This is a genomic window from Micromonospora sp. URMC 106 (assembly GCF_051386395.1).
GTDB lineage: Bacteria > Actinomycetota > Actinomycetes > Mycobacteriales > Micromonosporaceae > Micromonospora.
The window spans coordinates 1-22,947 of the sequence record NZ_JBPQTP010000106.1; the positions used below are offsets into that span (position 1 = coordinate 1).

Consider the following 22,947-nt stretch of genomic DNA (forward strand, 5'->3'; position numbering starts at 1 on the left):
CACCGTCTCCGGAACCGGCAGCGACGCCGAGGCCGCCCCCGTCACCGAGGCCGCCACGTCCCTGCTCACCTCGGGCCCGTCGGAGATCTTGGCAGCCTTCGGCCCCTCCAGGGGCGATAACTCACCAAGATCTCCGGCGCCACCCCCGGCGGCGCCACCGTCGGCGTCGGCGTCGGCGTCAGTGGCGGGGGCAGCCTCAGTGGCGGGGGCGGCCTCGGTGACGGGGGCGGCCTCGGCGTCGCTGCCGGTTCCGGAGACGGTGCCGGGAGTGGTGGCGGGGGGCGTGGGGCGTTGCCAGGGCGGCACCCAGGCGGCCGCCTGGTCGGCCAGGGAGTCCCGACGCTCGTCGCTGCTCATCCCGCTGCTCCTTCCTCGTTCCCGTCCGGTCGCCCCGCCGCCCCCGACGGCTCGGCCTGGGCGCCGGGGGCCGGAGCACCACCGGCCGGATCCTCGGCGGGCGCCCCGGTCGTGGCGGGGCTCGCGGCCGGCTCGGGCGGGGTGCCGGCGTACTCGTCGATGTGCAGGTCCGGGCCGCCGTCGGCGGGGCCGGTCCAGCGTACGGTCAGCTCCTCCAGCGCCTGCTCCTGGACGAAGGCGACCAGGCCCTCCCGGTAGAGCTCCAGCAGGGCCAGGAACCGGGCCACCACCTCCAGGGTGGCGTCGCAGTCGGCGCAGAGCAGCGAGAAGGTGGCGGTGCCGGCCCGGCGCAGCCGCTCGGTGAGGATCGCCGCGTGCTCCCGGACGCTGACCCGGACCATGTGCACGTGGGCGATGGACACCTCCGGCACCGGCTTCGGGGTCATCGCCTTGACCGCGAGCCTGAGCAGCCGCTCCGGGCCGATGCCGAGCACCAGGTCGGGCAGCGCCTCGGCGTACCGGGGCTCCAGGGTGACCGCGCGGGGGTAGCGCCGGCCGCCGACCTCCTCCAGCGCGGCGATGTGCGCCGCCGCCTCCTTGTACGCCTTGTACTGCAACAGCCGGGCGAAGAGCAGGTCCCGCGCCTCCAGCAGGGCGAGGTCCTCCTCGTCCTCGACGTCGGCGGCGGGCAGCAGCCGGGCCGCCTTCAGGTCGAGCAGGGTGGCCGCGATCAGCAGGAACTCGCTGGTCTCGTCGAGGTCCCACTGGTCGCCCATGGCCCGGATGTAGGCGATGAACTCGTCGGTGACCTTGTGCAGCGCCACCTCGGTGACGTCGAGCTTGTGCTTGCTGATGAGTTGCAGCAGCAGGTCGAACGGGCCGGTGAAGTTGGACAGCCGGACGGTGAAGCCGCCGCCGGACTCCGCCGCCTCGGGCACGCCGGCCGGATCGGTCGGCACCTCGGCGGCGGCCTCGGCGGCCCGCACGGGCGGCTGCTCCGGCGTCGTGGGCGGATCGAGGGGCGGCGCGGTCACCGGAAGACCGTAGTCCACGCCCCGGACGCCTCGGCGCGAAGGTGCACCCCGGCCTACCGCTCCGCCTGGGCGGCGATCACCTCGCGGGCCAGCTGGCGGTAGTTGCGGGCGCCGGACGAGGCCGGGTCGAGCGTGGTGATCGGGGCGCCGGCGACGGTGGACTCGGGGAACTTGACGGTCTTGGTGATGACCGTCTGGTAGACCTTGTCGCCGAACGCCTCCACCACCCGCTGGAGCACCTGACGGCAGTGGGTGGTGCGGCTGTCGTACATGGTGGCGAGGATGCCCTCGAGCTCCAGGTCGAAGTTGAGCCGCTCGCGCACCTTGTCGATGGTGTCCAGCAGCAGCGCGACACCGCGCAGGCTGAAGAACTCGCACTCCAGCGGGATGAGCACGCCGTGCGCGACCGTCAGCGCGTTGATCGCCAGCAGGCCCAGCGAGGGCTGGCAGTCGATCAGGATGTAGTCGTACTCCTTGCGGATCGACCGGAGCACCCGGGCCAGGGCCATCTCGCGGGCGACCTCGTTGACCAACTGGATCTCGGCCGCCGAGAGGTCGATGTTGGCCGGCAGCAGGTGCAGCCCCGCCACGTCGGTCTTGATCAGGACGTCCTCGGCGGTGACGTCGTCCTGCATGAGCAGGTTGTAGACCGACAGGTCGAGGTTGTGCGGGTTGACCCCCAGCCCCACCGAGAGGGCACCCTGCGGGTCGAAGTCGACCAGCAGCACCTTGCGGCCGTATTCGGCCAGCGCGGCGCCCAGGTTGATGGTCGTGGTGGTCTTGCCGACGCCGCCCTTCTGGTTGGCCATCGCGATGATCCGGGCCGGGCCGTGCCGGTCGGTCGGCATCGGCTCGGGGATCGGCTTGCGCATCGTGTACGCCGCCGGATCCGCCGGACCGAGATCCGCCCCGAGCGTGGCCTGCTGCTCGCGGAGCTCCGACGTCCAGGTCTCGGCACGGTCACCGTTGCCAGCCATGTCTTCGTTGCCCCCTCCCGACGACCACCCGGCGTCGGAGCCGTCCGACGTCCTTCGCGGCGCCGCTGCGCACCCCGGTCCGCCTGCCCCAGGAGGTCCGCGCCGATGCCGACTGTACGCCACCGGCCCGCGGGCCGGTCGCACCCGCTCGGCGTGTCGCCGCCCCGCCGACCAGGCCACCCCCGGCGGACCGGCCGGCGCGGGCCGGCCGGACGGCTGGAACCGGTCAGCCGCGCGCCCGGGGATGGGCGGTGGCGTACACCTCGCGCAGCCGTTCCACGGTGACCAGCGTGTAGACCTGGGTGGTCGTCACCGAGGCGTGGCCGAGCAGTTCCTGCACCACCCGCACGTCCGCGCCGCCGTCGAACAGGTGGGTGGCGTACGAGTGGCGCAGGGTGTGCGGGGAGACCGCCTGCGGCCCGTCGACCGGCAGGCCGGCCCGCTGGGCGGCGCGGCGCAGGATGGTCCACGCCCCCTGCCGGGACAGCGCGCCGCCGCGGGCGTTGAGGAACACCGCCGGGGTGCCCCGGCCGGCGGCGGCCAGCCCGGGCCGGGCCCGCACCAGCCAGGCGCGCAGCGCCTCGACCGCGTACCCGCCGATCGGGACCAGCCGGGTGCGGCCGCCCTTGCCGCGCAGGACGACCGTGCCCTCGTCGACGTCGAGGTCGTCGACGGCCGCCCCCACCGCCTCGGAGATCCGCGCCCCGGTGCCGTACAGGAACTCCAGCAGCGCCCGGTCGCGCAGCGCGAGCGGCGCGCCCTCGCCGGTGGCCGTCACGGCGCCGGCGGTCTCCAGCAGCCGGACCACGTCGTCCACCGGCAGCGCGCGGGGCAGCCGGCGCGGCGGGGTGGGCGGACGGACATCGCGGCTGGGGTCGGCGCCGGCCAGCCCCTCGCGCAGCGCGAAGCGGTGCAGCCCGCGCACCGCGCTGGCCGCCCGCGCGGCCGAGGAGACGGCCAGCGGCGGGTGCGCGTCGTCGCCGGCCCGCAGCCGGGCCAGGTGCTCCTCGACCTGGCCCGGGCCGACCGCCGCCAGGTCCGGCACCCCGGCCGCCGCCAGGGTGGCCAGGTAGCGCTCCAGGTCCCGGCGGTACGACGACAGCGTGTTCGCCGACAGGCCGCGCTCGACCGTGAGGTGGTCGAGGTAGCCGCGCACGGCACGGCGCAGGGCCGGCGCGGGCTCCACGCCCGCGCCGGCCCCGTCCGGTGTCCCGGTCAGCCCGCCGCCTCTCAGGCCAGCGCGTCGGCCAGCGACAGGGCCGGCATGCCGTGCGCCTCGGCGACCGGGCCGTAGGTGACCTGGCCGTCGTGGGTGTTGAGGCCCAGCGCCAGCGCGGGGTCGCGGCGCAGCGCCTCGCGCCAACCGTGGTTGGCCAGTTCCAGGGCGTACGGCAGGGTGACGTTGGTCAGCGCGTAGGTGCTGGTGTGCGGCACCGCGCCCGGCATGTTCGCCACGCAGTAGAAGATCGACTCGTGCACCTTGTAGGTCGGGTCGGCGTGCGTGGTGGGACGCGAGTCCTCGAAGCAGCCGCCCTGGTCGATGGAGATGTCGACCAGCACGCTGCCCGGCTTCATCCGGGAGACCAGCTCGTTGGAGATCAGGGTCGGGGCCTTCGCGCCGGGCACCAGCACCGCGCCGATGACCAGGTCGGCGTCGAGCACGGCGCGCTCGATCTCGTACGCGTTGGAGGCGACCGTCTGGAGGTGGCCGCGGTAGATGGCGTCGGCCTGGCGCAGCCGGGCGACGTTCTTGTCCAGCAGCAGCACCTCGGCCTGCAGGCCCAGCGCGATCGCGGCGGCGTTCATGCCGGAGACGCCGGCGCCGATGACCACGGTCTTGGCCGCGTACACGCCCGAGACGCCGCCCATCAGGATGCCGCGCCCGCCGCCCTGCCGCTGGAGGTGGTACGCGCCGACCTGCGGGGCCAGCCGGCCGGCCACCTCGGACATCGGGGCGAGCAGCGGCAGCGACCGGTCGGGCAGCTCGACGGTCTCGTAGGCGATGCCGGTGACCTTGCGGTCGACCAGCGCGTCGGTGCACGCCTTCGAGGCGGCCAGGTGCAGGTAGGTGAAGAGCACCTGCCCCGCACGCATGCGGTGGTACTCCTCGGCGACCGGCTCCTTGACCTTGAGCACCAGCTCGGCGGTGTCCCACACGTCGTCGGCGGTGGCCAGGATCTTGGCCCCGGCGCCGGCGAACTCGTCGTCGCTGATGCTGGATCCGACCCCGGCGCCGGACTCGACGAAGACCTGGTGACCGTTGCGGACGAACTCGTTGACGCCCGCCGGCGTGATCGCCACGCGGTACTCGTGGTTCTTGACCTCGCGTGGGATTCCGACCTTCACGATGCAGACACCTCTCTTCGGGGCTGCTCTCCCCCGACTGCTCGGCGCCACGACGGCCCCTTTGCCGCCGCGGTCCACCGGTCCCGCCGGCGGCAGTCTAGGCGCGCCGCCGCCCTCGGTGAGCCAGCACAGTGCCATCCGGTGCCCGTCCACGCTGACGAAGTGTCAGGCGTGGACCCGGCCGGCGGTGGGACATCACCTCAGCCGTCAGGACAGTGTTCGTCCATTATCGTCCCACTTACCGGGTGCCGCTGCGGACAGGACGCGAGTCGATCACTAAGGTGTCGCCTCATGACCACTCCTCCTTACCAGCCCGGGTATCCCCAGGGCGTTTCCGACAAGAGCAAGGTCGTCGCCGGCGTTCTCGGCATCCTGCTCGGCGGCTTCGGCGTCGGCCGGTTCTACATGGGCGACACCAAGACCGGCGTCCTCCAGCTCGTGGTGACCCTCGTGACCTGCGGCCTCGGCGGCATCTGGGGCGTCATCGACGGCATCCTGATCCTGGTCAACGGCGGCGTCGACGGCCAGGGACGCCCGCTGCGCGACTGATCCGACCCGAGACGACGAAGGGGCCGTGCGGACGAACCGCACGGCCCCTTCTCACGTACCGCTCCGGCGCGGCCGGCTCAGCGCGGCGGCGGGGCGTCCGCCCGGCGCAGCGCCGACCAGCCGGTGTCGCGGGCCCGGGCGGCGGCGAGCAGCCCGGCCACGCACGACGCGTTGGTGATCTCCCCCGCGAGGACCATGCCGACCGCCTCGTCGAGGTCGATCCGGACGACCTGGAGGTCGGCCTCCTCGTCGCGGCGCTCGTGGCGCTGCTCCGCCGGCACGTCCGCGAGGTCCCGGGCCAGGAACACCCGGACCAGCTCGTTGGTGAACCCCGGCGAGCTGTGCAGGTCGACGAGGACGTCGATCCGCCCGGCGGTCAGGTCGACCTCCTCGGCCAGCTCCCTGGCCGCCGCGGCGGCCAGGTCCTCCCCGGAGACGTCGGTCAGCCCCGCGGGCAGCTCCCACAGGTGCCGCCCGACCGGGTGGCGGTACTGGCGGATCAGCACCACCTGACCGGCCGCGTCGAGCGCCACCACGGCCACCGCGCCGACGTGCCGGACGAAGTCGCGGACCCCCGTCCCGCCGCCCGGCATGGTCACCTCCTCGCTGACCACGTCGAAGATCCGGCCCCGGTAGCGCTCGGTGCGGGAACGCACCTCGTAGCGGTGCTCGACGGCGCTCACGAGGCCGACGCCGCCTTCGCGGCGGCGCCGCCGTTGCGGGCGGCCTTCTTCGCCGCCGCGCCCTCCGCCGGCTCCAGGTCCACCGGGAGCTGGTCGGCCTCGGAGTACGCCACCGCCGCCTTGACGAAGGAGGCGAACAGCGGGTGCGGCCGGGTCGGCCGGCTCTTCAGCTCCGGGTGCGCCTGGGTCGCCACGAAGTACGGGTGCAGGCCGCGGTCCAGCTCGATGAACTCGACCAGCCGGCCGTCCGGCGAGGTGCCCGAGATGTGCAGGCCCGCCTTGGTCAGCGCGTCGCGGTAGGCGTTGTTCACCTCGTACCGGTGCCGGTGCCGCTCGCTGACCTCGGTGCTGCCGTACGCCTCGGCGACCAGCGAGCCCTCGGTCAGCCTGGCCGGGTACGCCCCGAGCCGCATGGTGCCGCCCAGATCGCCCTTGCCGGCGACGATGTCCTCCTGGTCGGCCATGGTGGCGATGACCGGGTGCTTCGCCTCCTCGTCGAACTCCAGCGAGTTGGCGCCCTCCAGGCCGGCCAGGTGCCGGGCCACCTCGATGGTCATGCACTGCAGGCCGAGGCAGAGGCCGAGCAGCGGGATGCCGTTCTCCCGGGCGTACCGGGCGGTGCCGATCTTGCCCTCGATGCCGCGCACCCCGAAGCCGCCGGGGATGACGATGCCGTCCACGCCGGCCAGGGCGGCCGCGGCGCCGGTCGGGGTGACGCACTCGTCGCTGGGCACCCAGCGCAGCTGCACCCGGGCCCGGTGGCCGAAGCCGGCGGCCCGGATCGCCTCGCTCACCGACAGGTACGCGTCGGGCAGGTCGACGTACTTGCCGACCACGGCGACGGTGACGGTGTGCCGGGGCTGGTGCACCCGGTCCAGCAGGTCGTCCCAGCTGGCCCAGTCCACGTCCCGGAAGGAGAGGCCGAGCCGCCGCACCACGTACGCGTCGAGGCCCTCGCGGTGCAGCACCTTGGGGATGTCGTAGATGCTCGGCGCGTCCGGGGCGGCGGTGACCGCCTCGCGGTCGACGTCGCAGTAGAGCGACAGCTTCTGCTTGACCTTGTCGGGGATCTCCCGGTCGCAGCGCAGCACCAGCGCGTCCGGCTGGATGCCGATGCTGCGCAGCTGGGCCACCGAGTGCTGGGTCGGCTTGGTCTTCAGCTCGCCCGACGGCGCCAGGTAGGGCACCAACGAGACGTGCAGGTAGAAGCAGTTGTCGCGGCCCAGGTCGTGGCGGACCTGCCGGATCGCCTCCAGGAACGGCAGCGACTCGATGTCGCCGACCGTGCCGCCGACCTCGGTGATCACCACGTCCGGCACCTGGCCGTCGTCGTCCGGGTCGGCCATCGCCAGGATCCGGGACTTGATCTCGTTGGTGATGTGCGGGATGACCTGGACGGTGTCGCCCAGGTACTCGCCGCGCCGCTCCTTGGCGATCACGTCGGAGTAGATCTGGCCGGTGGTGACGTTCGCCTTGCCGGAGAGCGCCCGGTCCAGGAACCGCTCGTAGTGCCCGACGTCGAGGTCGGTCTCGGCGCCGTCCTCGGTGACGAAGACCTCGCCGTGCTGGAACGGGTTCATCGTCCCCGGGTCGACGTTGAGGTAGGGGTCGAGCTTCTGCATGACCACGCGCAGCCCGCGCGCGGTGAGCAGGTTGCCGAGGCTGGAGGCGGTGAGCCCCTTACCCAGCGAGGAGGCGACGCCCCCGGTGACGAAAATGTGCCTGGTCGTCCGTGCTGAAGGGGCCAAGGCCTGCTCCCGTGTCGTCCGTCGCGGTCGTGCAGACCGCCGTGCCGATCAGCAAAGTGATCACGCGATCCACGGGATTCCACGGTAACACCTCACCCGCCCCCGCCGCCGGGCGCACCCGCACCGGCCGCCGGGTGTCACCGGACCGGCTCAGGACGCCGTGACCTCGGTCGATGGCCGGCCGGCCGGCGCGCGCCCGCCGTCGCCCGTCCCGGTCGCCGGCCCGTCCGCGCCGGCCCCGGCGGCCGGGGCCGCGCCGGACCCGGTAGCCGGGGCCGCGGTGCGCGCGGGTGGGGAGCCGGCCGGGGCGTCCGGCCCGGTGGCCGGGTCCGTGGCGCGGGCGGCGGTCGGGCCGGCGCCCGCCGGCCCCTGGCGGTCCGGGTCGCCGTCGTCCGGTCCCCCGCCGCCGCCCGGCCCCTCGCCGGCCCCGCCCGGCCCGCCGTCGCGCTGGCGGGCCGCGTCGGGCAGGGTGCGGTCGGTGGAGTGGTCCAGCACCCGCAACGCGGCCAGCGCGGCCATCGGCACCACCAGGGCGCCCGCCGCGCCGGCCACGTCGAGGGCGTCGCCGCCGAGCAGCCCGCCGATCACCGCGGCCACGGCGGTGCCCGCCATCGCCGCGCGGATCGCCGGGTAGATGCCGAACAGTCGCATCAGCCCGCCCCACGGCTGGAGCAGGGCGAACCAGACCAGCAGGGCGCCGGCCAGGGCCAGCACGGTCAGCGGGCTGTTGACCAGCGTCTCGAAGTTGGCCGTGCTGGAGCGGTGCACGGTGAGCCCGCCGGTGCCGTCGCCGACGGCGGCCAGGAACCGGCCCAGGCTGCCCCGCTCGGCGGCGGGGCGGCGCAGGTCCAGCACCGCGAAGCCGATGGTCAGCGCCAGCCCGGCCATGCTCGCCCAGACCAGCCGGCTGATCGTCAGCCAGCCGCCGGCGCTGATCGCGGCGGCGACGCTCAACCCCGCGGTCAACGCGATCGCACCGATCGAGTCGGCACCCAGGTACGGGCTGCCGACGACCACCACCGCCGCGCCGCCCACGGCCACCACGACCATCGGCCGCCACGACCGGCGGACCCGCTGGGCCAACCATCCCGCGCTCAGCAGCGCGCCGGCCAGGAAGACCCCGAGCCCGACCGTGCCCAGCCCGGCGTACCGGCCGCCCTCCAGGGCGGAGTAGCCGACCACCCCGTTGAGCTGGAGGCGGGCGCCGGTGAGCACGTCCACCCCGACGGCCAGCGTGGTCAGGCCGGCCACCGCGCCGAGCGGGCCGAGGGTGCTCGCGTGCCCCGGCGCCAACCGGACCACCGCGGTCGCGGCGACCAGCAGCAGGACCGTCACCCCGGCGAAGTAGACGCCGGCGTGGTCGCCGCGCCACCACGGGACCGCGTCGGCGAGCAGGGCGGCCGGGACGGCCAGGGCGGCGGCGATCAGCAGCAGCTCGACGACCGCCACCACCCGCCGCGACACCGGCTCCGGCCCGTACGGGCCGGCGTGCCGGCGGGCCCGGCGCAGCAGCGGCAGCACCGCCACCGCCAGCAGCACCTGCGCGCCGGCGAGCAGGGCGAAGAACCAGTCCGCCACCCGACGCTGGGCGGCCGCCTCCCGGTCGGCGTCGGCGGGCTGGGCGATCGCGGTGGCCAGGTCCGCCGGCCGCCCGCCGACCGACTCGGCCGGCCGGCCGAGGAACAGCCGCTCGGGCATCGGCCGGCCCAGCGCGGTGAGCGCGGTCGGCGCGAGGTCGACCAGTTGCAGGTAGCCCTCCCGGCCGGTGCTGGCCGAGGTGAGCCACCCGCGTTCCCAGCCCGGCCCGTCGGCGACGGCCACGTGCAGCCGGGACGGCACGTCGGTGTCGGACACCCCGGCGACGAACACCAGCGAGCGGGGCGGCCGGGCGGCGAGCACCCGGGCCAGCCGGGCGTCGGCCTCGCGGGCCGCCGCGGCCCGGTCCGCCGGGTTGTCGCCGGCGACCGTGCCGAGGTCGACGATGCTCAGCACGCACGAGCCGAGCAGCTCGGCGGGGTCCTCGGGCAGCGCGGCCGCGTACCGGTCGACCCGGCCGAACGGTCGGGCGGCGGCGACCGCGGCGCCCGGCCCCACCGCCACCGAGCAGCGCACCGACTCCGCCAGCGCGCCGGGCACCGTGCCCCACGCCAGCCGCTCCTGGTTGTACCGGACGACGCCCTCCTGGTCGGGCAGGTTCGCGCCGATCCGGTCGGGCTGCTCCACGGTCACCGCCGTCGGGGGGCAGCCCCCGGCCTGCCGGCTGCCGTTCCACGCGGCGTAGCTGCCCGCGCCGAGGGTCAGCCAGCCGTCCACGGGACAGGTCGGCCGGTGCGCGGAGCGCACCGAGAGGGAGCCGATGGAGCCGTCCCGGGCCATCCGCCACAGCGTCGGGGTGGTCTCCGGGTCGACGTCCTCCCAGCGCAGCCCGGCCACGCCGGCCAGCACGACGAAGTCGGCGGTGCGCTCGGGCGCCGCCCGCTCCGGCCGGGCGGTCAGCGCCGTGATGCCGAGCGCCACCACGACCAGGGTCAGCAGGGCCGGGGCGAGTCTGCGCAGCATCACCGGCGTCCCGTCGACGGGGCGTGGCCGTCCCGGCCGGGCTCCGCGGGCCCGCCGTCGGCGCCGGAGGCCGCCGGGTCCGGGGCCAGCTCGGCGTAGAGCGCCGCCAGTTGCGCGAGGGTGTCCGCCTCGCTGGGCCAGGTCGCGGCCCGCGCCGCGCCGCGGCGGCCCAGGTCGGCCCGGGCTGCCTCGTCGTCGAGCAGGGCGCGCACCGCCCCGTCGACCGCGTCCACGTCCCCGGGCGGCACCAGCACCGCCGCGTCGCCGACCAGCTCCGGCAGGCCGCCGACGGCGGTCGCCACCAGCGGCACGCCGGCCCGCATCGCCTCCTGCGCGAAGAGCTGACGGGCCTCCCAGTCGCTGGTCACCAGCGCCAGGTCGGCTCCGGCGAGCAGGTCGGCCACGTCGGTGCGGTGCCCGAGCAGGGTCACCGGGGCCCGGGCGGCGGAGATCCGGGCGGCCAGCGGCAGGTAGGCCGGGCCACTGCCGGCGATCACCACGACCGGCGCCGGGGACCGGGTGCGCCACCGGGCGGCCGCGTCGACCAGCACGTCGTACCGCTTCTGCGGGTGCAGCCGGCCGACCGAGAGGACGAGCGGTTGGTCCGGGCGGACGCCGAACTCGGCGCGGACGGCGGTCCGGCGGCGGCGCGGCGCGGGCAGCGCCGGCGCGGCGACCGGGGCGAGCCGGGCGTCCGTCGCGCCCAGCGCGGCGGCCCGCTCGACCAGGTCGGCGGAGGCCCCGAGCGCCACCCGGGCGCCCCGGGCGACGACCCGCTCGACGAGGCGGGACACGCCGCCGCGCAACCCGCCGGCGAGCACCGCGTTGTGCCAGGTGACCACGAGTGGCGCGGCCGGCCGGGCGAGCACGGCGACCAGCCCGGCGCGCAGCCCGTGGGCGTGCAGCACGTCGACCGGTTCGGCGGCGAGCGTCCGGCGCAACGCGGTGACCGCGCGGGCGTCGGCCGGGGTCGGGCTGGCGGGGATCTCCACCGCCCGGAACCGGGCGCCGGCGCCGGTGAAGTCGAACTGCTCCTGCGTCGCGGCGGGCCCGCAGACCAGCACGGAGGCGCCCGCGGCGGTCAGCCCCCGGGCGAGCGAACGGACGTGCTGCCCCACCCCGCCGGTGCTGGAGGCGAGCAGCAGGGCCACCGTGCCGCGCCAGCCGGTGTCCGGTGTCGGTTCCGTCACCGCGACCACCCCCGCTCGTCGGTCGCCGCCGGCCGGTCACCCGTCCTGCACCCGCTCACCGGGACACCGTCTCCTTCCCGTCACCCCGTTCCGGGGGGATCTCGCCCGCACCCGTCCCTTCGGCGGGGGCCACCGGCCCGCGCCGGCCCCGGCCCAGCCGCCGGAGCACCCCGGCGAGCAGCGGTCGCACGTCCCGCCGGTCGACCAGCCAGACAACGGCGAGGAACACGACGCCGACCAGGACTCCGGACAGCATGCCCTGCACGAGTGCGGCCGGTGTCGTCGGGGTGCCGTCGCCGGCCGCGTCCAGCCAGCGGGCGGCGCCCCACCCGGCGAGCGCGGCCAGGGCCCCGGCGAGCAGCCCGGCGGCGCCGGCCCGCGGGACGCCGGCGAGCGCGCCGGCCCCGGCCGAGCGGAGCACGGCGACGAGCAGCAGGCCGCCGAGCAGCAGCATGCCGACCGAGTTGGCCAGGGTGACGGCCAGCACCCGGTCCGCCACCGGGAACAGGGCCGCCAGCGGCACCGCCGCCACCGGCACGGCCAGCCAGCCGACGCTGATCGCCACCGTGGCGGGGCGGGTGTCGCCGCGGGCGTAGAGGGCCCGGGAGAGCACCGCGAAGAGGCCGTAGCCGAGCAGCCCGGGGGCGAAGCCGGCGATCCCGGCGGCCGTGGAACCGGGATCGGTCGGATAGAAGAAGGCGGCGACCGGCCCGGCCGTGCCCACCAGCGCCGCCGCGCCGAGGCAGCTGAACAGCAGCACCCCGCGCACCGTCGAGGAGAGCGTGCGCCGGTAGTCGTCCTCGTCCCCGGCGGCCGCCGCGGTCGCCAGCGTCGGGTACGCCGCCACCGCCAGCGGCACCGCCAGCACCGCCCACGGCAGCAGGAACATGGTCTGGGCCAGGTTGAACACCTGCGGCGAGCCGGTCGGGCCGCCGGAGACCCGGTTCAGCAGCACCAGCAGCGCGATCTGCTGCGCGGTGACGGTGACCGCGCCGGCCAGCGCCAGCCCCGTCACCCGGGTCCGGGCGTCGGGCGGGAACGCGTACCCGGGTCGCAGCCGCAGCCCCAGCCGGCGCAGCGGGACCAGCAGCGACAGCGACAGCACCACCACGCCGGCCGTGGTGCCGGCGGAGAGGATCAACTCGCCGCCGCGGCTCACCTGCGCCACGCTCGCCCCGCGCCCCTCGGCGCCGCCGAAGGCGAGGTAGACCACGATCACGGTGAGGCTGGACAGCAGCGGCGCGATCACCGGCCAGGCGAACCGGCGGTGCGCCTGGAGCACGCCGGTCAGCACGATGCCGATGCCGTAGAGCGGCAACTGCGGGGCGAAGACCCGCAGCATCCGCGCGCCGGCGGCCACCTCGGCCTCCGAGCGCCCCTCGCTGATCAGCGACACGAGGGGGTCGGCGGCCACCGCGACCAGCACGGCCAGCGGCACCAGCAGGGTGACCGTCCAGGTGAGCAGGGCGCCCGTGGTGGCGGCCACCGCGCGCCGGTCCCCGGCCGCGACGGGCCCGGCCAGCAGCGGTACGACCAGACTCGCCAACGCGCCGCCCGCGACGATCTCGAAGATGATGTTCGGGACCGTGTTGGCGATCACGTACATGCCGCCGAGGTCGCTCTTCTGCACGACCCAGGTGAAGACGGCGGTGCGGCCGAAGCCGGCGAGCCGGCTGAGGACGGTGAGGACGGCGATGAGCGCGGCCGCTCCGGCGACGCGGCCGGCGCCGGCGACGCGGCCGGCGCCGGCGAGGGGTGCCGGGGTCGTCACGTCAGTCGGCGCGACGGCCCAGCGCGTCGAACTCGCGCAGCCCCGGGGTGCGCTGGATGACCTGGGTGAAGCTGACCTTCTCGCTGGCCGCGGTGAGGCCGGCGAGCACGGCGAGCAGCCCGGCCCGCCCGACCGGGCCGGTGCGGGCGGCCAGCGCCACGCCGAGCAGCGCGCCGAGCGCGTTGGCGCCGCTGTCGCCGAGCATCACGTCCTCGCCGAGGTCGGCGGGGAGCAGCCCGGCCGCGGCGCCGACCGCGCCGGCGGCGATCCCGCCGTGCGGGCCACCGGCGAGCGGGGCGCCGAGCAGGATGCCGGACTTCAGCGCCCGGCCGGGGCGCAGGTCGAGCAGGTTGAGCAGGTTCGCGGTGCCGGCGATCACGCCCGCGCCGAGCAGCACGTCGACGCCCCGACCCAGGGCGCCCTGCCGCTGGCGGCGCCGGTGCCCGGCGACCCGGGGGTCGGCGGCGAGCAGCGCGGCGGCGCCGAGACCGGCCGCGCCCACCCCGACGATCTTGACGAGCCCGGCGGTGACCCGCCCCTCGCGCAGCGCGGCCAGGTGACCGGCGAAGCCCTTGGCGGCCTTCTGCTCCGGCCGCGCCCCGACCACGTCGTCGTAGAGCCCGACCGCCCCGGCGCCCACCCCGGCGACCAGGGCGGCGGCGCCCGAGGACGCGCTGGAGGCGCCGAACGCGCCCGCCCCGGCGGCCCCGGCGGCGAGGGCCGGCCCAGCGGCCAGGGTCACCGTGCGGCCCCGGAAGTTGGTCCGGTCCAGCGCCGGCCCGGCCGGCGAGGTGCGCACCTCGCGCAGCGCGTACCGGGCGACGGCGGCACCCGCGCCGGCGATCAACAGTCGACCGAGCGTGCTCACGCGGCCCCCTCCCGTCGAACGTGGCAGTACGTGGATCCGGACACCGGGGTACGTCGTTCGCTCACTGGGGCAGTCTAGGCAGCAGGGACGCCGCGTTGTCGCCGACGCCGTACTGTCCGGCCTTCTTCTCGTTCACCTGCTGCACCAGCGCGAGGGAGGTGACCAGCTGGCCCTGGACGGTGTTGGCGTTGTCGACGGTGGAGATGGACTGCACCAGCACGGGGTCGCTCCGGACGGCGGCCACCAGGTTGCCGCCGGCCGAGCCGTTGCCGGCGACGACGATCGTCCCCGTCCGGTCGAACTGCTCGGCGACCTTGAGCACCGACTCGTCCTTCTTCGCCGAGTCCTTGTCCACGTACGGCTGCCCGCTGACCACGACGACGGCCTCCGCCGACGCGCTGACCCGCTCCTCGGTGGTCAGGTAGTTGGCGTTGGTGTACGCGGCCAGCACCGCCCGCCGGTCGGCCTCGCTGACGGGCGTCGCGCCGGGCGCCCGGTCCAACAGGACGCTGGCCAGCAGCGCGCTGGACGTCTCCACCCCGTGCCCGTTGCCGGGCAGCCCGGAGGTCGGCGCGCTGGTCGGCCGCGCGGCGGTGACCGCCAGCTCCAGCAGGTTGTTGTTGTTGTCCGGGTTGATGAACTTGTCCTGCAGGTCGACGCGGCCGGTCACCTCGGCCCCGGCCAGCTGGAGCATCTTGACCACGCCCTCGGTGTGGTCGCGCCCGGTGGGCAGGCTGAGCACCAGCACCCGCTTGCCGGTGAGCTTGCCGGGCAGGACCACCTCCGCCATCTGGGCCGCGAAGTCCTCCTCGAGCTCCAGCTCGCGCTCCATGTTCTGGACCAACTGGCGCATCTGCTGGTTGTCCTTGCGCAGCTCGTTGACGTTTTCCTTCAGCGAGTCGGCCACCGGGCCGTTCAGGGCGGCGGTGCCGACCACCAGACCGATCGCCAACGCCAGGAAGACCGCGGTCAGGGACACCACGTGGTACCGGAAGTTGATCACACCTGCAGCCTCTTGGTCGGTCGGACGCTAGAAAAGTTGTTCAAGCTGGAACACGAAATTGTTCCACCACTCGGAGACCACGCCCAAATACGCCTTGCCGACGGTGGAGACCGCCACGGCGGAGGCCATCGCCGCGATCGCGGAGAGCACCAGCAGCAGCAGCGAGGAGCCCGAGATGCTCTGCCGGTAGAGCCGGCTCACGCCCTTGGCGTCGACCAGCTTGCCGCCGACCTTGAGCCGGGTCAGGAACGTCGAGGCCATGCCGCCGCGCCCCTTGTCGAGGAACTCGACCAGCGTGGCATGCGTGCCGACGGCGACCAGCAGCGAGGCGCCCTTCTCGTCGGCCAGCAGCATGGCCAGGTCCTCGCTGGTCGCCGCCGCCGGGAAGGTGACCGCCGACACGCCGAGCCCGGTGACCCGGGCCAGGCCGGGCGCCCGCCCGTCCGGGTAGGCGTGCACGACCACCTCGGCGCCGCAGCGCAACACGTCGTCGGTGACCGAGTCCATGTCGCCGATGATCATGTCCGGCGTGTAGCCGGCCTCCACCAGCGCGTCCGCGCCCCCGTCGACGCCGATCAGCACCGGCTTGAACTCGCGGATGTAGGGGCGCAGGACGTCCAGGTCGGCCTTGTAGTCGTAGCCGCGCACCACGATCAGGCAGTGCCGCCCCTGCATCTCGGTCTGGATCTCCGGCACGCCGACGCCGTCGAGGAGCAGGTCGCGCTCCTGCTTGAGATAGTCCATCGTGTTGGCGGCGAACGCCTCGAGCTGGACCGACAGGCCCTCCCGCGCGTCGGCCATCGCCTTGGCCACCGTCTCGGCGTCCTGGAGGCTGCCGTGCGCGACCGGATCGTCGCCGACGTAGACGGTGTTGCCCTCGATGCGGACCGTGTCGCCCTCGCGGATCCGCTCGAAGATCCCCTCGCCCAGGTCGTCCAGGAGCGGGATGCCCGCGCCGATCAGCACCTCGGGGCCGAGGTTGGGGTAGCGGCCGGAGACCGACGGCTTGGCGTTGAGCACGGCGGCGACACCGACGGCGACGAGCGAGTCGGCGGCCACCCGGTCGAGGTCGACGTGGTCGATGACCGCGATGTCACCGGGGCGGAGCCGGCCGACCAGGCGCTTCGTCCGGCGGTCCAGGCGCGCGGTGCCGAGGATTCTGCCCGGTTCCGCGTTCCGGGTCCGGCGCAACGTGGGTAGACGCATCGTGACCATCCTGGCATGTGAGGCAGGCATTTCTGTCGCGACATGCCTGAGCAGGGCCGCCTACCCAGGGAAGCACACCAGCGCGCAGGGCGGTGTGCCTGTGCTCACAATCGCCGACCTCACGGGCGCCTTTCCCGGGCCGCCACGGCGAGAAGCTCCTCGGCGTGGGCGATACCCAGGTCGGAATCGGGCAAACCCGCGAGCATCCGCGCCAGTTCGCGGGCCCGTTCGGTGTCCTCCACCACGCGGACCCCGCTCGTGGTGACCGCCCCACCGGTGTCCTTCGCCACCACCAGGTGCCGGTCGGCGAACGCGGCGACCTGCGGCAGGTGGGTGACCACGAGCACCTGGTGGCTGCGGGCGAGCCGGGCCAGCCGGCGGCCGATCTCCACCGCGGCCTGGCCGCCGACCCCGGCGTCCACCTCGTCGAAGACCAGCGTGGGCGGCCCACCCGAGCCGGCGAAGACCACCTCGATGGCGAGCATCACCCGGGACAGCTCACCGCCGGAGGCGCCGCGCTGCAACGGCAGCGAGGGCGCGCCGGGGTGGGCCAGCAGGCGCAGCTCGACCTCGTCGCCGCCGTCCGGGCCGATGCCGACCTCGGCGCCGTTGACCCGCAGGGTCGGCTCGGCGCGGCCGGCCGGCCGGGGCAGCACCGCGACCTCGATGCGGGCGTGCGGCATGGCCAGGCCGGCCAGCTCGACGGTGACCTGCTCGGCGAAGCGGGTCGCCGCCTCCTGCCGGGACGTCGACACCCGGCCGGCCAGGTCGGCCACCTCGCCGGCCAGCCGCGACGACTCCCGCTCCAGCTCGTCGAGGAGCTCGTCGGAGGTGTCCAGGTCGGACAGTCGGGTGCGGGCCCGCTCCGCCCAGGCGATCACCCCGTCGACGTCGTCGGCGTACTTGCGGGTCAGCGCGCGCAGCGCCGCCCGGCGCTCGTAGATCGCCTGCAACCGGGCCGGGTCGGCGTCCAGCGCGGCGAGGTAGGCCGACAGCTCGGCGGAGACGTCCGTCACCAGGGTGGCCGCCTCCTCCAGCCGCCCCGCCAGCTCGCCGAGCGCCGGATCCGTGCCGGCCTGCGCCTCCAGGGTGCGCCGGGCGGTGCCGAGCAGCGTCGTGGCGTCGGGGGTCTCGTCGGTCGCCTCGACGCCACCGGCCACGCACTGGTGGGCGATCTGCGCCGCCGTGCGCAGCCCCTCGGCGTGCTCCAGCCGCTGCGCCTCCGCCTTCAGCTCGTCGTCCTCGCCGGGCTGCGGGTCGACCCGGGTGATCTCGTCCAGGCCGAGCCGCAGCAGGTCGGCCTCCTGGTTGCGCTCGCGGGCGTTGCGCCGCCGGTCGGTCAGGTCGTCGACCACCGCGCGCCAGCGCGTGTACGCCTCGCGCAGCGCGTCGAGCAGCTTCTCGTGCTCCGGGCCGGCGAACCGGTCCAGCGCGGCCCGCTGCTCGGCGGGGCGCAGCAGCCGCAGCTGGTCGGACTGACCGTGCACCGCGACGACCTGCTCGCCCACCTCGCCGAGCATGGACACCGGCATGCTGCGCCCGCCCAGGTGCGCCCGGGACCGGCCCTCCACCGTGACCGTGCGGCTGAGCAGCACCGAGCCGTCCTCGTCGGGCTCGCCCCCGGCGTCGACGATCCGGGCGTGCACGGTGGCGGCGACCCGGCCGCCGAGGCGCAGCCGGCCCTCCACCACCGCCCGGCCGGGCTGGGCCCGGACCCGCCCCGCGTCGGCACGGCCACCGAAGAGCAGGCCGAGGCCGGTGACCACCATGGTCTTGCCCGCACCGGTCTCGCCGGTGATGACGTTCATGCCGCCGGTCAACGGCAGCGTGGTGTCCTCGATGACGCCCAGTCCGGTGATGCGCAGCTCTTCCAGCACAGCATCCGACAGTAGACGCGGCCCCCGACAGTTGACCAGCCGGCGACGCGGCGTCGTGGCCTGCCCGGCGGCGTCGTACAGTTCAGCCCGGTGTTGGACGTGATCGGCCTGGCCCCGGACGAGGAAGAGCTGTACCGCTGCCTCGTCCAGCTCACCGTGGCCCGACCCGATGAGCTGGCCCGGCGGCTGCGCCGCCCGCGCGCCGCGGTCGTCGCCCAACTCGACGCGCTGCGCGGCAAGGGGCTGGTCCTGCCCGCCGGTCCCGACCCGGGCGGGCCGGTGCGACCACTGGCGCCCGACGTCGCCCTCGGCGGGACGCTGCTGCGCCACCAGGAGGCGCTGGAGGCGGCCCGGGTGGCGGTCAGCCGGCTGACGGAGGAGTACCGCTCCGGCCTGCGCCGGCACGACGCCGACCACCTCGTCGAGGTGATCACGGGTGCCGGCGCGCTCCGGGAACGGCTGCGGGACCTGCAGAACGCCGCGCGCAGCGAGGTGCTCTGGTTCTGCCGGGCCAACCCGCTGGCGATGCCCGGGCAGGAGAACGTCGAGGAGTTCGACGCGCTGGCCCGCGGGGTGCGCTACCGGGCCATCTACGAGCGCGACATGCTCCTCGAACCGGGCGCCCTGGCGGACGTCGAGCAGGGCGTACGCGCCGGTGAGCAGGCCCGGGTGGCGGACCGGCTGCCGGTCCGGCTGGCCGTCGTGGACGCCCGGACGGCGATCTGCCCACTGGTGCCGGAACGGGACAGCGGGGAGCCGAGCGCCGCGGTGATCGGCCGCAGCCAGCTACTGGACGCGCTGCTCGCCCTCTTCGAGAGCCACTGGCGGGTCGCCACGCCGCTGCGGCCGGGCGGCACGTTGGCGGACGCCGCCGACGGGGACCGCCCGGACGCCGACGAGGTCCGGCTGCTCTCGCTCTTCGTCGCCGGGGTGCCGGACAAGTCCATCGCCTCCCAGCTCGGGGTGAGCCGGCGTACCGTGCAGCGCCGGCTGGCCGACCTGATGGCGGTCGCCGGGGTGGACACCCGGCCGGGGCTGGCCTACCAGGCCGCCCGGCGCGGCTGGCTCTGAGCCGGCGCTGCTCCGGGCGGTGACCGCGGGGGGGGGGGGGGGGGGGGGGGGGGGGGGCGGCCGGGTCCGGCCGTCCCCCCCCGCGCCCGCTCAGCGCAGGCCGTACGCGTCGATCACGGTCTGGTCGACGGCGTTGCCGGCACGGTCGGTGGCGTGTACCCGCAGCGACACCGCGCCCCGACCGGCGGGCACCAGCGCGGTGTACCGGGTGCCCGAGCCGCGCACCGGCACCGACCGCCAGGTCGCCCCGGCGTCGAACGACACCTCCACCCGCAGGCGGGTGCCCTGCGGGGCCGGCACGCCGGCCGGCTGGCGAAGCGCCAGGCCGAGCCGGTGCCCGCGCGCGCCGGCCACCTCGCCCCGCAGGTCGGCGGGCACCTGGTACTCCACCTGGAGCAGCGGCAGCGGCTGCGCCGCGTCACCGGCCGGGCGGGCCGAGCCGAACTGCCAGCTCGTCTCGGTCCGGGTGGCCCAGCGCCACTCCTCCGACGAGCGGCGGGTGGTCACGTCCAACCGGTACCGGGCGGCGTCCGGCGTGGTGGCCACCGGCGCCCAGCCGCCGCTCAGGTCGGCGATCTGCTGCCCGTCCCGGCTGAGCCGGGCCTCGACCGCGTCCCGCTCCTCGCTTGTCCCCGCCAGGCCGTGGTGCCCGTCGGCGTCGACGAACTCGGCGACCCGCAGGTCCAGGACGTCCCCGGTACGCCGGGGCACCGGGGCGCCGGGGACTGCCGGCACCGCGGGCCGGACCACCGGGGCGTACCAGGACTCGGTGACCCGGTCGGTGGCGGCGTACCGGCGGGGCCGCTCGGTCAGCCCGCCGAGCAGCTTGCCGGAGTTCGAGAAGGTGAGCCGGTGCATGACCCGCTGCTGCCACCAGGAGTCCCCGGCGCTGACCCACTCCCGCCGGGCGGTGCCGGTACGCACCAGCCGCTGGTCGTCGTTCCAGGAGTACTCCTGCCACGGCCGCCAGCCGAACCGCTGCTCCTTGGTCCAGTCGAACCCGCCGGTGTCGGCGTAGCGCGCGGTCACCTCGGCGGTGTTCGCCGCGGTCACCCTGTGCACGATCCGCTCCGGCACCCGGTCCTTCGACACCTGGAACACGTCGTACAGGTAGGGGCTGTCCACGGTCAGCGCCAGGTCCAGCGTGGCGCGTCCGGCCCGGGCCGCCGCGATGACCCGCTGGCCGTCGTCGTACGCCACCACCAGGGCGGGGATGGGCAACCGGTCGCCGGCCGGGGTCCAGACCGTCCAGGCGCTCGAGTCCGCCGGGCGGACGATGAGCGCCACCGCCACCCCGGCCGCGGCGGCCGCCGCGATCTGCTCCTCCTCCGAGCGCTCCGGATCGGCGACGAGCAGCGCCGTCGCGCCCCGGGCCCGGGCCAGTTCGGCGGGGGTCCCGGTGCCGGCCCAGACCAGCGGCAGCTTCCGCCGGCCGGCGGGGGCAGGGGACCGGTTCAGCAGGTTGATGTCCAGCGGGCCGGCCACCCTGCTCACGGTGGCGTCCACCATCGGTGTGACCAGCTGCCAGCGGGAGGAGAACTCGAACTCGCCCTGGGTGACCCGGCGGGTCGGTGTCACGTTGACCTGCTGGATGGTGCTGAACGTCATCACTCCGTGGTCGACCTGCCGGCCGTTGCCGAAGACCCGGTGCTCGTAGAAGCTGATCGACGAGCGCTGCTCCGCCGGCTTCGGCGTCTCGATGCGCACCGGGGTGCCCCTGCGCGGGTCGAGCACCACGGTGAGGTCCCGGTCCACCGTCAGCTCCGGGTCGGTGACCAGGGTGATCTGCTCGTCCAGCGGGGCGCCGTGCTCGATGAGCGCCTGAAGCAGGTACGGGCCCTCCTCGACCTGCACCTGCGACTCACCGGCGATCCAACCGAGGTGATCGGATTCGGGGTGCTCGCCGAAGAGGGTGGCCACCGGCGCCACGCCGGGCTGCCCGGCCATGTCCAGCGCGCGCAGGGTCACGGTGTGCAGCGGGCCGTTGAGGGTGAACCCGACGGCGGTGCGCACCGAGACGCCGTCCGCGCCGGTCGCCACCAGCCAGCCGCCGTGCGGGCCGCGGTCCAGCTTCGCGGGATCCGTGCGCAGCGGCACGGTGGCACGGCCGCCGGCGGGCACGGTGACCTCGGTGGCGCCGACGGACACGCCGTCGGCCTCGGCCGCGCCGCTGTCCAGGTTGCGCAGCTCGATGGCGAGCCGCAGCGTCTGCGCCGTCGTGGTGCCGTTGGTGTACGTGACGGTCCGTTCCGTCGCCCCGCTGCCGGCGGCGATCCGGCCGAAGTCGGCGGTGGCCGTGCCGTACACCCGCTGGCCCAGCGCCCGGGTCACGTCGACCCGGCCGGCGCCCTGCTCGAAGACGGTCAGCGCGGGGTTGTTCTTCGCGGTGCTGACCAGGGCGTCCTTGAGCTGGTCGGCGGTCCAGTCCGGGTGGTCCTGGGCGAGGATGGCGGCCGCGCCGGCAACGTGCGGGGTGGCCATCGAGGTGCCGGACGCGCCGGTGTACGCCTCCCCCACCGGGGTGCCCATGGTGGTGCCGGCGGCACGGGCGGCGACGATGCCGACGCCCGGCGCGGTGATCTCCGGCTTCAGGCCGCTGTCGCCGACCCGCGGCCCACGGCTGGAGAAGTCGGCCAGTTGGTCGGCGCGGTCGCCGCGCCGGGGGTGCCGACGGTGCGGGCCGCGCCGTCGTTGCCGGCGGCGACCACGAAGAGCGCACCGGTCTGTGCGGTCAGGTCGTCGAGGGCCTGGCTCATCGGGTCGGTGCCGTCGGTGGGGCTGCCGCCGAGGCTCATGTTGACCACCCTGGCGCCGGAGTGGGCGGCCCACTCCATGCCGGCGATGATGGCCGACTCGTAGCCGCTGCCGCCGTCGTCGAGAACCTTGCCGATCAGCAGCTGCGCGCCGGGGGCGACGCCCTTGCGCAGCCCGCCGGAGGCGGCGCCGCTGCCGGCGATCGTGGCCGCCACGTGGGTGCCGTGCCCGTGCCCGTCGCCGGCGCTCCCGCTGCCGGAGAAGTCCTGGCTGCCGGCGATCCGGCCGGCCAGGTCGGGGTGCGCGGCGTCGGCCCCCGTGTCGAGCACCGCGACCCGCACACCGGCGCCGTCGCGGCCGGCCGACCAGGCGGTCGGCGCGCCGATCTGCGACACACTGTGCTCCAGCACCGGGCGGACCCGTCCGTCCAGCCACACCCGCGCGATGCCGGCGCCGAGCCGGGCCGCGTCGGCACCGGTGGCGCGACCGGCCGGGGCGGCCCGCAGCGTGCTCCACAGGCCGCCGAGGTCGCCCTTGTCGACGCGCAGGGACGCGCCGTTGATGCTCTTCAGCGGCCGGGCGGCGGTGGCGCCGGCGAGCGAGCGCACCCGCCCGGCGGCCGGCTCCTGATAACGCACGATCAGCGGGAGCGCGCCCTGGTCGGCGTCGCCGTACCCGGCCGCGGCCAACTCCTGCACGTCGAAGAGGTCCGGGTCGAGCACCCCGGCGGAGAGGTACGGCACGACGTCGCTGGGGACGATCCGCACCCCGCCGTCGACCTCGGTGGTGTGGAAGGTGACCCGGTCGCGGCCAGGGCCGGGGCGGACCGTGGCGGCCACCCGCCCGGACGCGGCCGGGGCCAGCTCGACCTGGTCACCGGTGATCAGCGTGATACGGACGGGCGCGGCGCCGCCCGGGGCGGGTGTGCCCGGGGTCGGGCCGGTGGGTCGGGCG

15 protein-coding genes and 2 pseudogenes are annotated in these 22,947 nt (G+C 75.6%); 2 read left to right on the forward strand and 15 right to left on the reverse strand.

What is annotated here, in order from left to right; all coding sequences use genetic code 11:
• The 5 genes and pseudogenes from ACSNOB_RS25630 to ald form a co-directional block, all read right to left on the reverse strand.
• Positions 1-357: pseudogene (locus ACSNOB_RS25630) on the reverse strand (SMC-Scp complex subunit ScpB); the annotation flags it as partial.
• The gene (locus tag ACSNOB_RS25635; RefSeq protein ID WP_436689122.1) at positions 354-1,391 is read right to left on the reverse strand and encodes a segregation and condensation protein A; all 1,038 of its coding nucleotides are present in this window, start codon (positions 1,389-1,391) and stop codon (positions 354-356) included. The gene ACSNOB_RS25635 and the pseudogene ACSNOB_RS25630, both read right to left, overlap by 4 nt.
• A 53-nt stretch (positions 1,392-1,444) precedes the next feature.
• Positions 1,445-2,368 carry a ParA family protein gene (locus ACSNOB_RS25640; protein ID WP_036375269.1) on the reverse strand — a complete coding sequence of 308 codons (924 nt, stop codon included), beginning with the start codon at positions 2,366-2,368 and terminating at the stop codon, positions 1,445-1,447.
• 226 nt (positions 2,369-2,594) lie between these two features.
• Positions 2,595-3,587, reverse strand: coding sequence for a site-specific tyrosine recombinase XerD (locus ACSNOB_RS25645; RefSeq protein ID WP_436689141.1), 993 nt, complete (start codon positions 3,585-3,587; stop codon positions 2,595-2,597).
• An 11-nt stretch (positions 3,588-3,598) separates the two neighbouring features.
• Positions 3,599-4,714: an alanine dehydrogenase gene (ald, locus tag ACSNOB_RS25650; protein WP_436689124.1), complete on the reverse strand. Its 1,116-nt coding sequence runs from the start codon at positions 4,712-4,714 to the stop codon at positions 3,599-3,601.
• A 225-nt stretch (positions 4,715-4,939) separates the two neighbouring features.
• Here ald and ACSNOB_RS25655 point away from each other — a divergent pair, with 225 nt between their 5' ends.
• Positions 4,940-5,263, forward strand: a complete 324-nt coding sequence (locus ACSNOB_RS25655; RefSeq protein ID WP_393112136.1) for a TM2 domain-containing protein — start codon at positions 4,940-4,942, stop codon at positions 5,261-5,263.
• A gap of 77 nt (positions 5,264-5,340) precedes the next feature.
• Here ACSNOB_RS25655 and ACSNOB_RS25660 read toward each other — a convergent pair whose 3' ends face one another.
• The 9 genes from ACSNOB_RS25660 to recN all read right to left on the reverse strand — a co-directional run bounded on the left by ACSNOB_RS25660 (position 5,341) and on the right by recN (position 18,168).
• Complete coding sequence (locus tag ACSNOB_RS25660; protein WP_436689126.1) at positions 5,341-5,946, reverse strand: NUDIX domain-containing protein; 606 nt, start codon at positions 5,944-5,946, stop codon at positions 5,341-5,343.
• Positions 5,943-7,694 (reverse strand): CTP synthase, encoded by a 1,752-nt coding sequence (locus tag ACSNOB_RS25665; RefSeq protein ID WP_393112039.1) that lies wholly within the window; start codon positions 7,692-7,694, stop codon positions 5,943-5,945. The genes ACSNOB_RS25660 and ACSNOB_RS25665 overlap by 4 nt, the downstream gene beginning before the upstream one ends.
• 150 nt (positions 7,695-7,844) lie before the next feature.
• Positions 7,845-10,253: a hypothetical protein gene (locus tag ACSNOB_RS25670; RefSeq protein ID WP_436689128.1), complete on the reverse strand. Its 2,409-nt coding sequence runs from the start codon at positions 10,251-10,253 to the stop codon at positions 7,845-7,847.
• Complete coding sequence (locus tag ACSNOB_RS25675) at positions 10,253-11,443, reverse strand: glycosyltransferase family 4 protein (RefSeq protein WP_436689130.1); 1,191 nt, start codon at positions 11,441-11,443, stop codon at positions 10,253-10,255. Before ACSNOB_RS25675 ends, ACSNOB_RS25670 begins: the two co-directional genes overlap by 1 nt.
• 55 nt (positions 11,444-11,498) lie before the next feature.
• Entirely contained in the window at positions 11,499-13,214 is a 1,716-nt protein-coding gene (murJ, locus tag ACSNOB_RS25680) for a murein biosynthesis integral membrane protein MurJ (protein WP_436689132.1), read from the reverse strand.
• A gap of 1 nt (position 13,215) precedes the next feature.
• Positions 13,216-14,082 (reverse strand): hypothetical protein, encoded by an 867-nt coding sequence (locus tag ACSNOB_RS25685; protein ID WP_436689134.1) that lies wholly within the window; start codon positions 14,080-14,082, stop codon positions 13,216-13,218.
• Positions 14,083-14,143: 61 nt separating this feature from the next.
• Positions 14,144-15,085 (reverse strand): copper transporter, encoded by a 942-nt coding sequence (locus tag ACSNOB_RS25690; protein WP_393112029.1) that lies wholly within the window; start codon positions 15,083-15,085, stop codon positions 14,144-14,146.
• Between the two features lie 27 nt (positions 15,086-15,112).
• Positions 15,113-16,291 (reverse strand): putative cytokinetic ring protein SteA, encoded by a 1,179-nt coding sequence (gene steA, locus ACSNOB_RS25695; protein ID WP_393112027.1) that lies wholly within the window; start codon positions 16,289-16,291, stop codon positions 15,113-15,115.
• Positions 16,292-16,410: 119 nt separating this feature from the next.
• A complete protein-coding gene (recN, locus tag ACSNOB_RS25700; RefSeq protein WP_436689137.1) occupies positions 16,411-18,168 on the reverse strand; it encodes a DNA repair protein RecN in 1,758 nt (585 codons plus the stop codon).
• 90 nt (positions 18,169-18,258) lie between these two features.
• Between recN and ACSNOB_RS25705 the strand changes: the two genes are divergently transcribed.
• The gene (locus tag ACSNOB_RS25705) at positions 18,259-19,239 is read left to right on the forward strand and encodes a TrmB family transcriptional regulator (RefSeq protein WP_436689139.1); all 981 of its coding nucleotides are present in this window, start codon (positions 18,259-18,261) and stop codon (positions 19,237-19,239) included.
• 90 nt (positions 19,240-19,329) lie between these two features.
• Here the strand turns inward: ACSNOB_RS25705 and ACSNOB_RS25710 are convergent.
• Positions 19,330-22,832 (reverse strand): annotated as a pseudogene (locus ACSNOB_RS25710) (S8 family serine peptidase).
• Positions 22,833-22,947 lie beyond the last annotated feature (115 nt).

Coding starts and splice junctions, on each gene's coding strand:
- ACSNOB_RS25640 (WP_036375269.1), bottom strand. CDS start 2,368: ATGGCTGGCAACGGTGACCGTGCCGAGACCTGGACGTCGGAGCTCCGC.
- ACSNOB_RS25670 (WP_436689128.1), bottom strand. CDS start 10,253: ATGCTGCGCAGACTCGCCCCGGCCCTGCTGACCCTGGTCGTGGTGGCG.
- steA (WP_393112027.1), bottom strand. CDS start 16,291: ATGCGTCTACCCACGTTGCGCCGGACCCGGAACGCGGAACCGGGCAGA.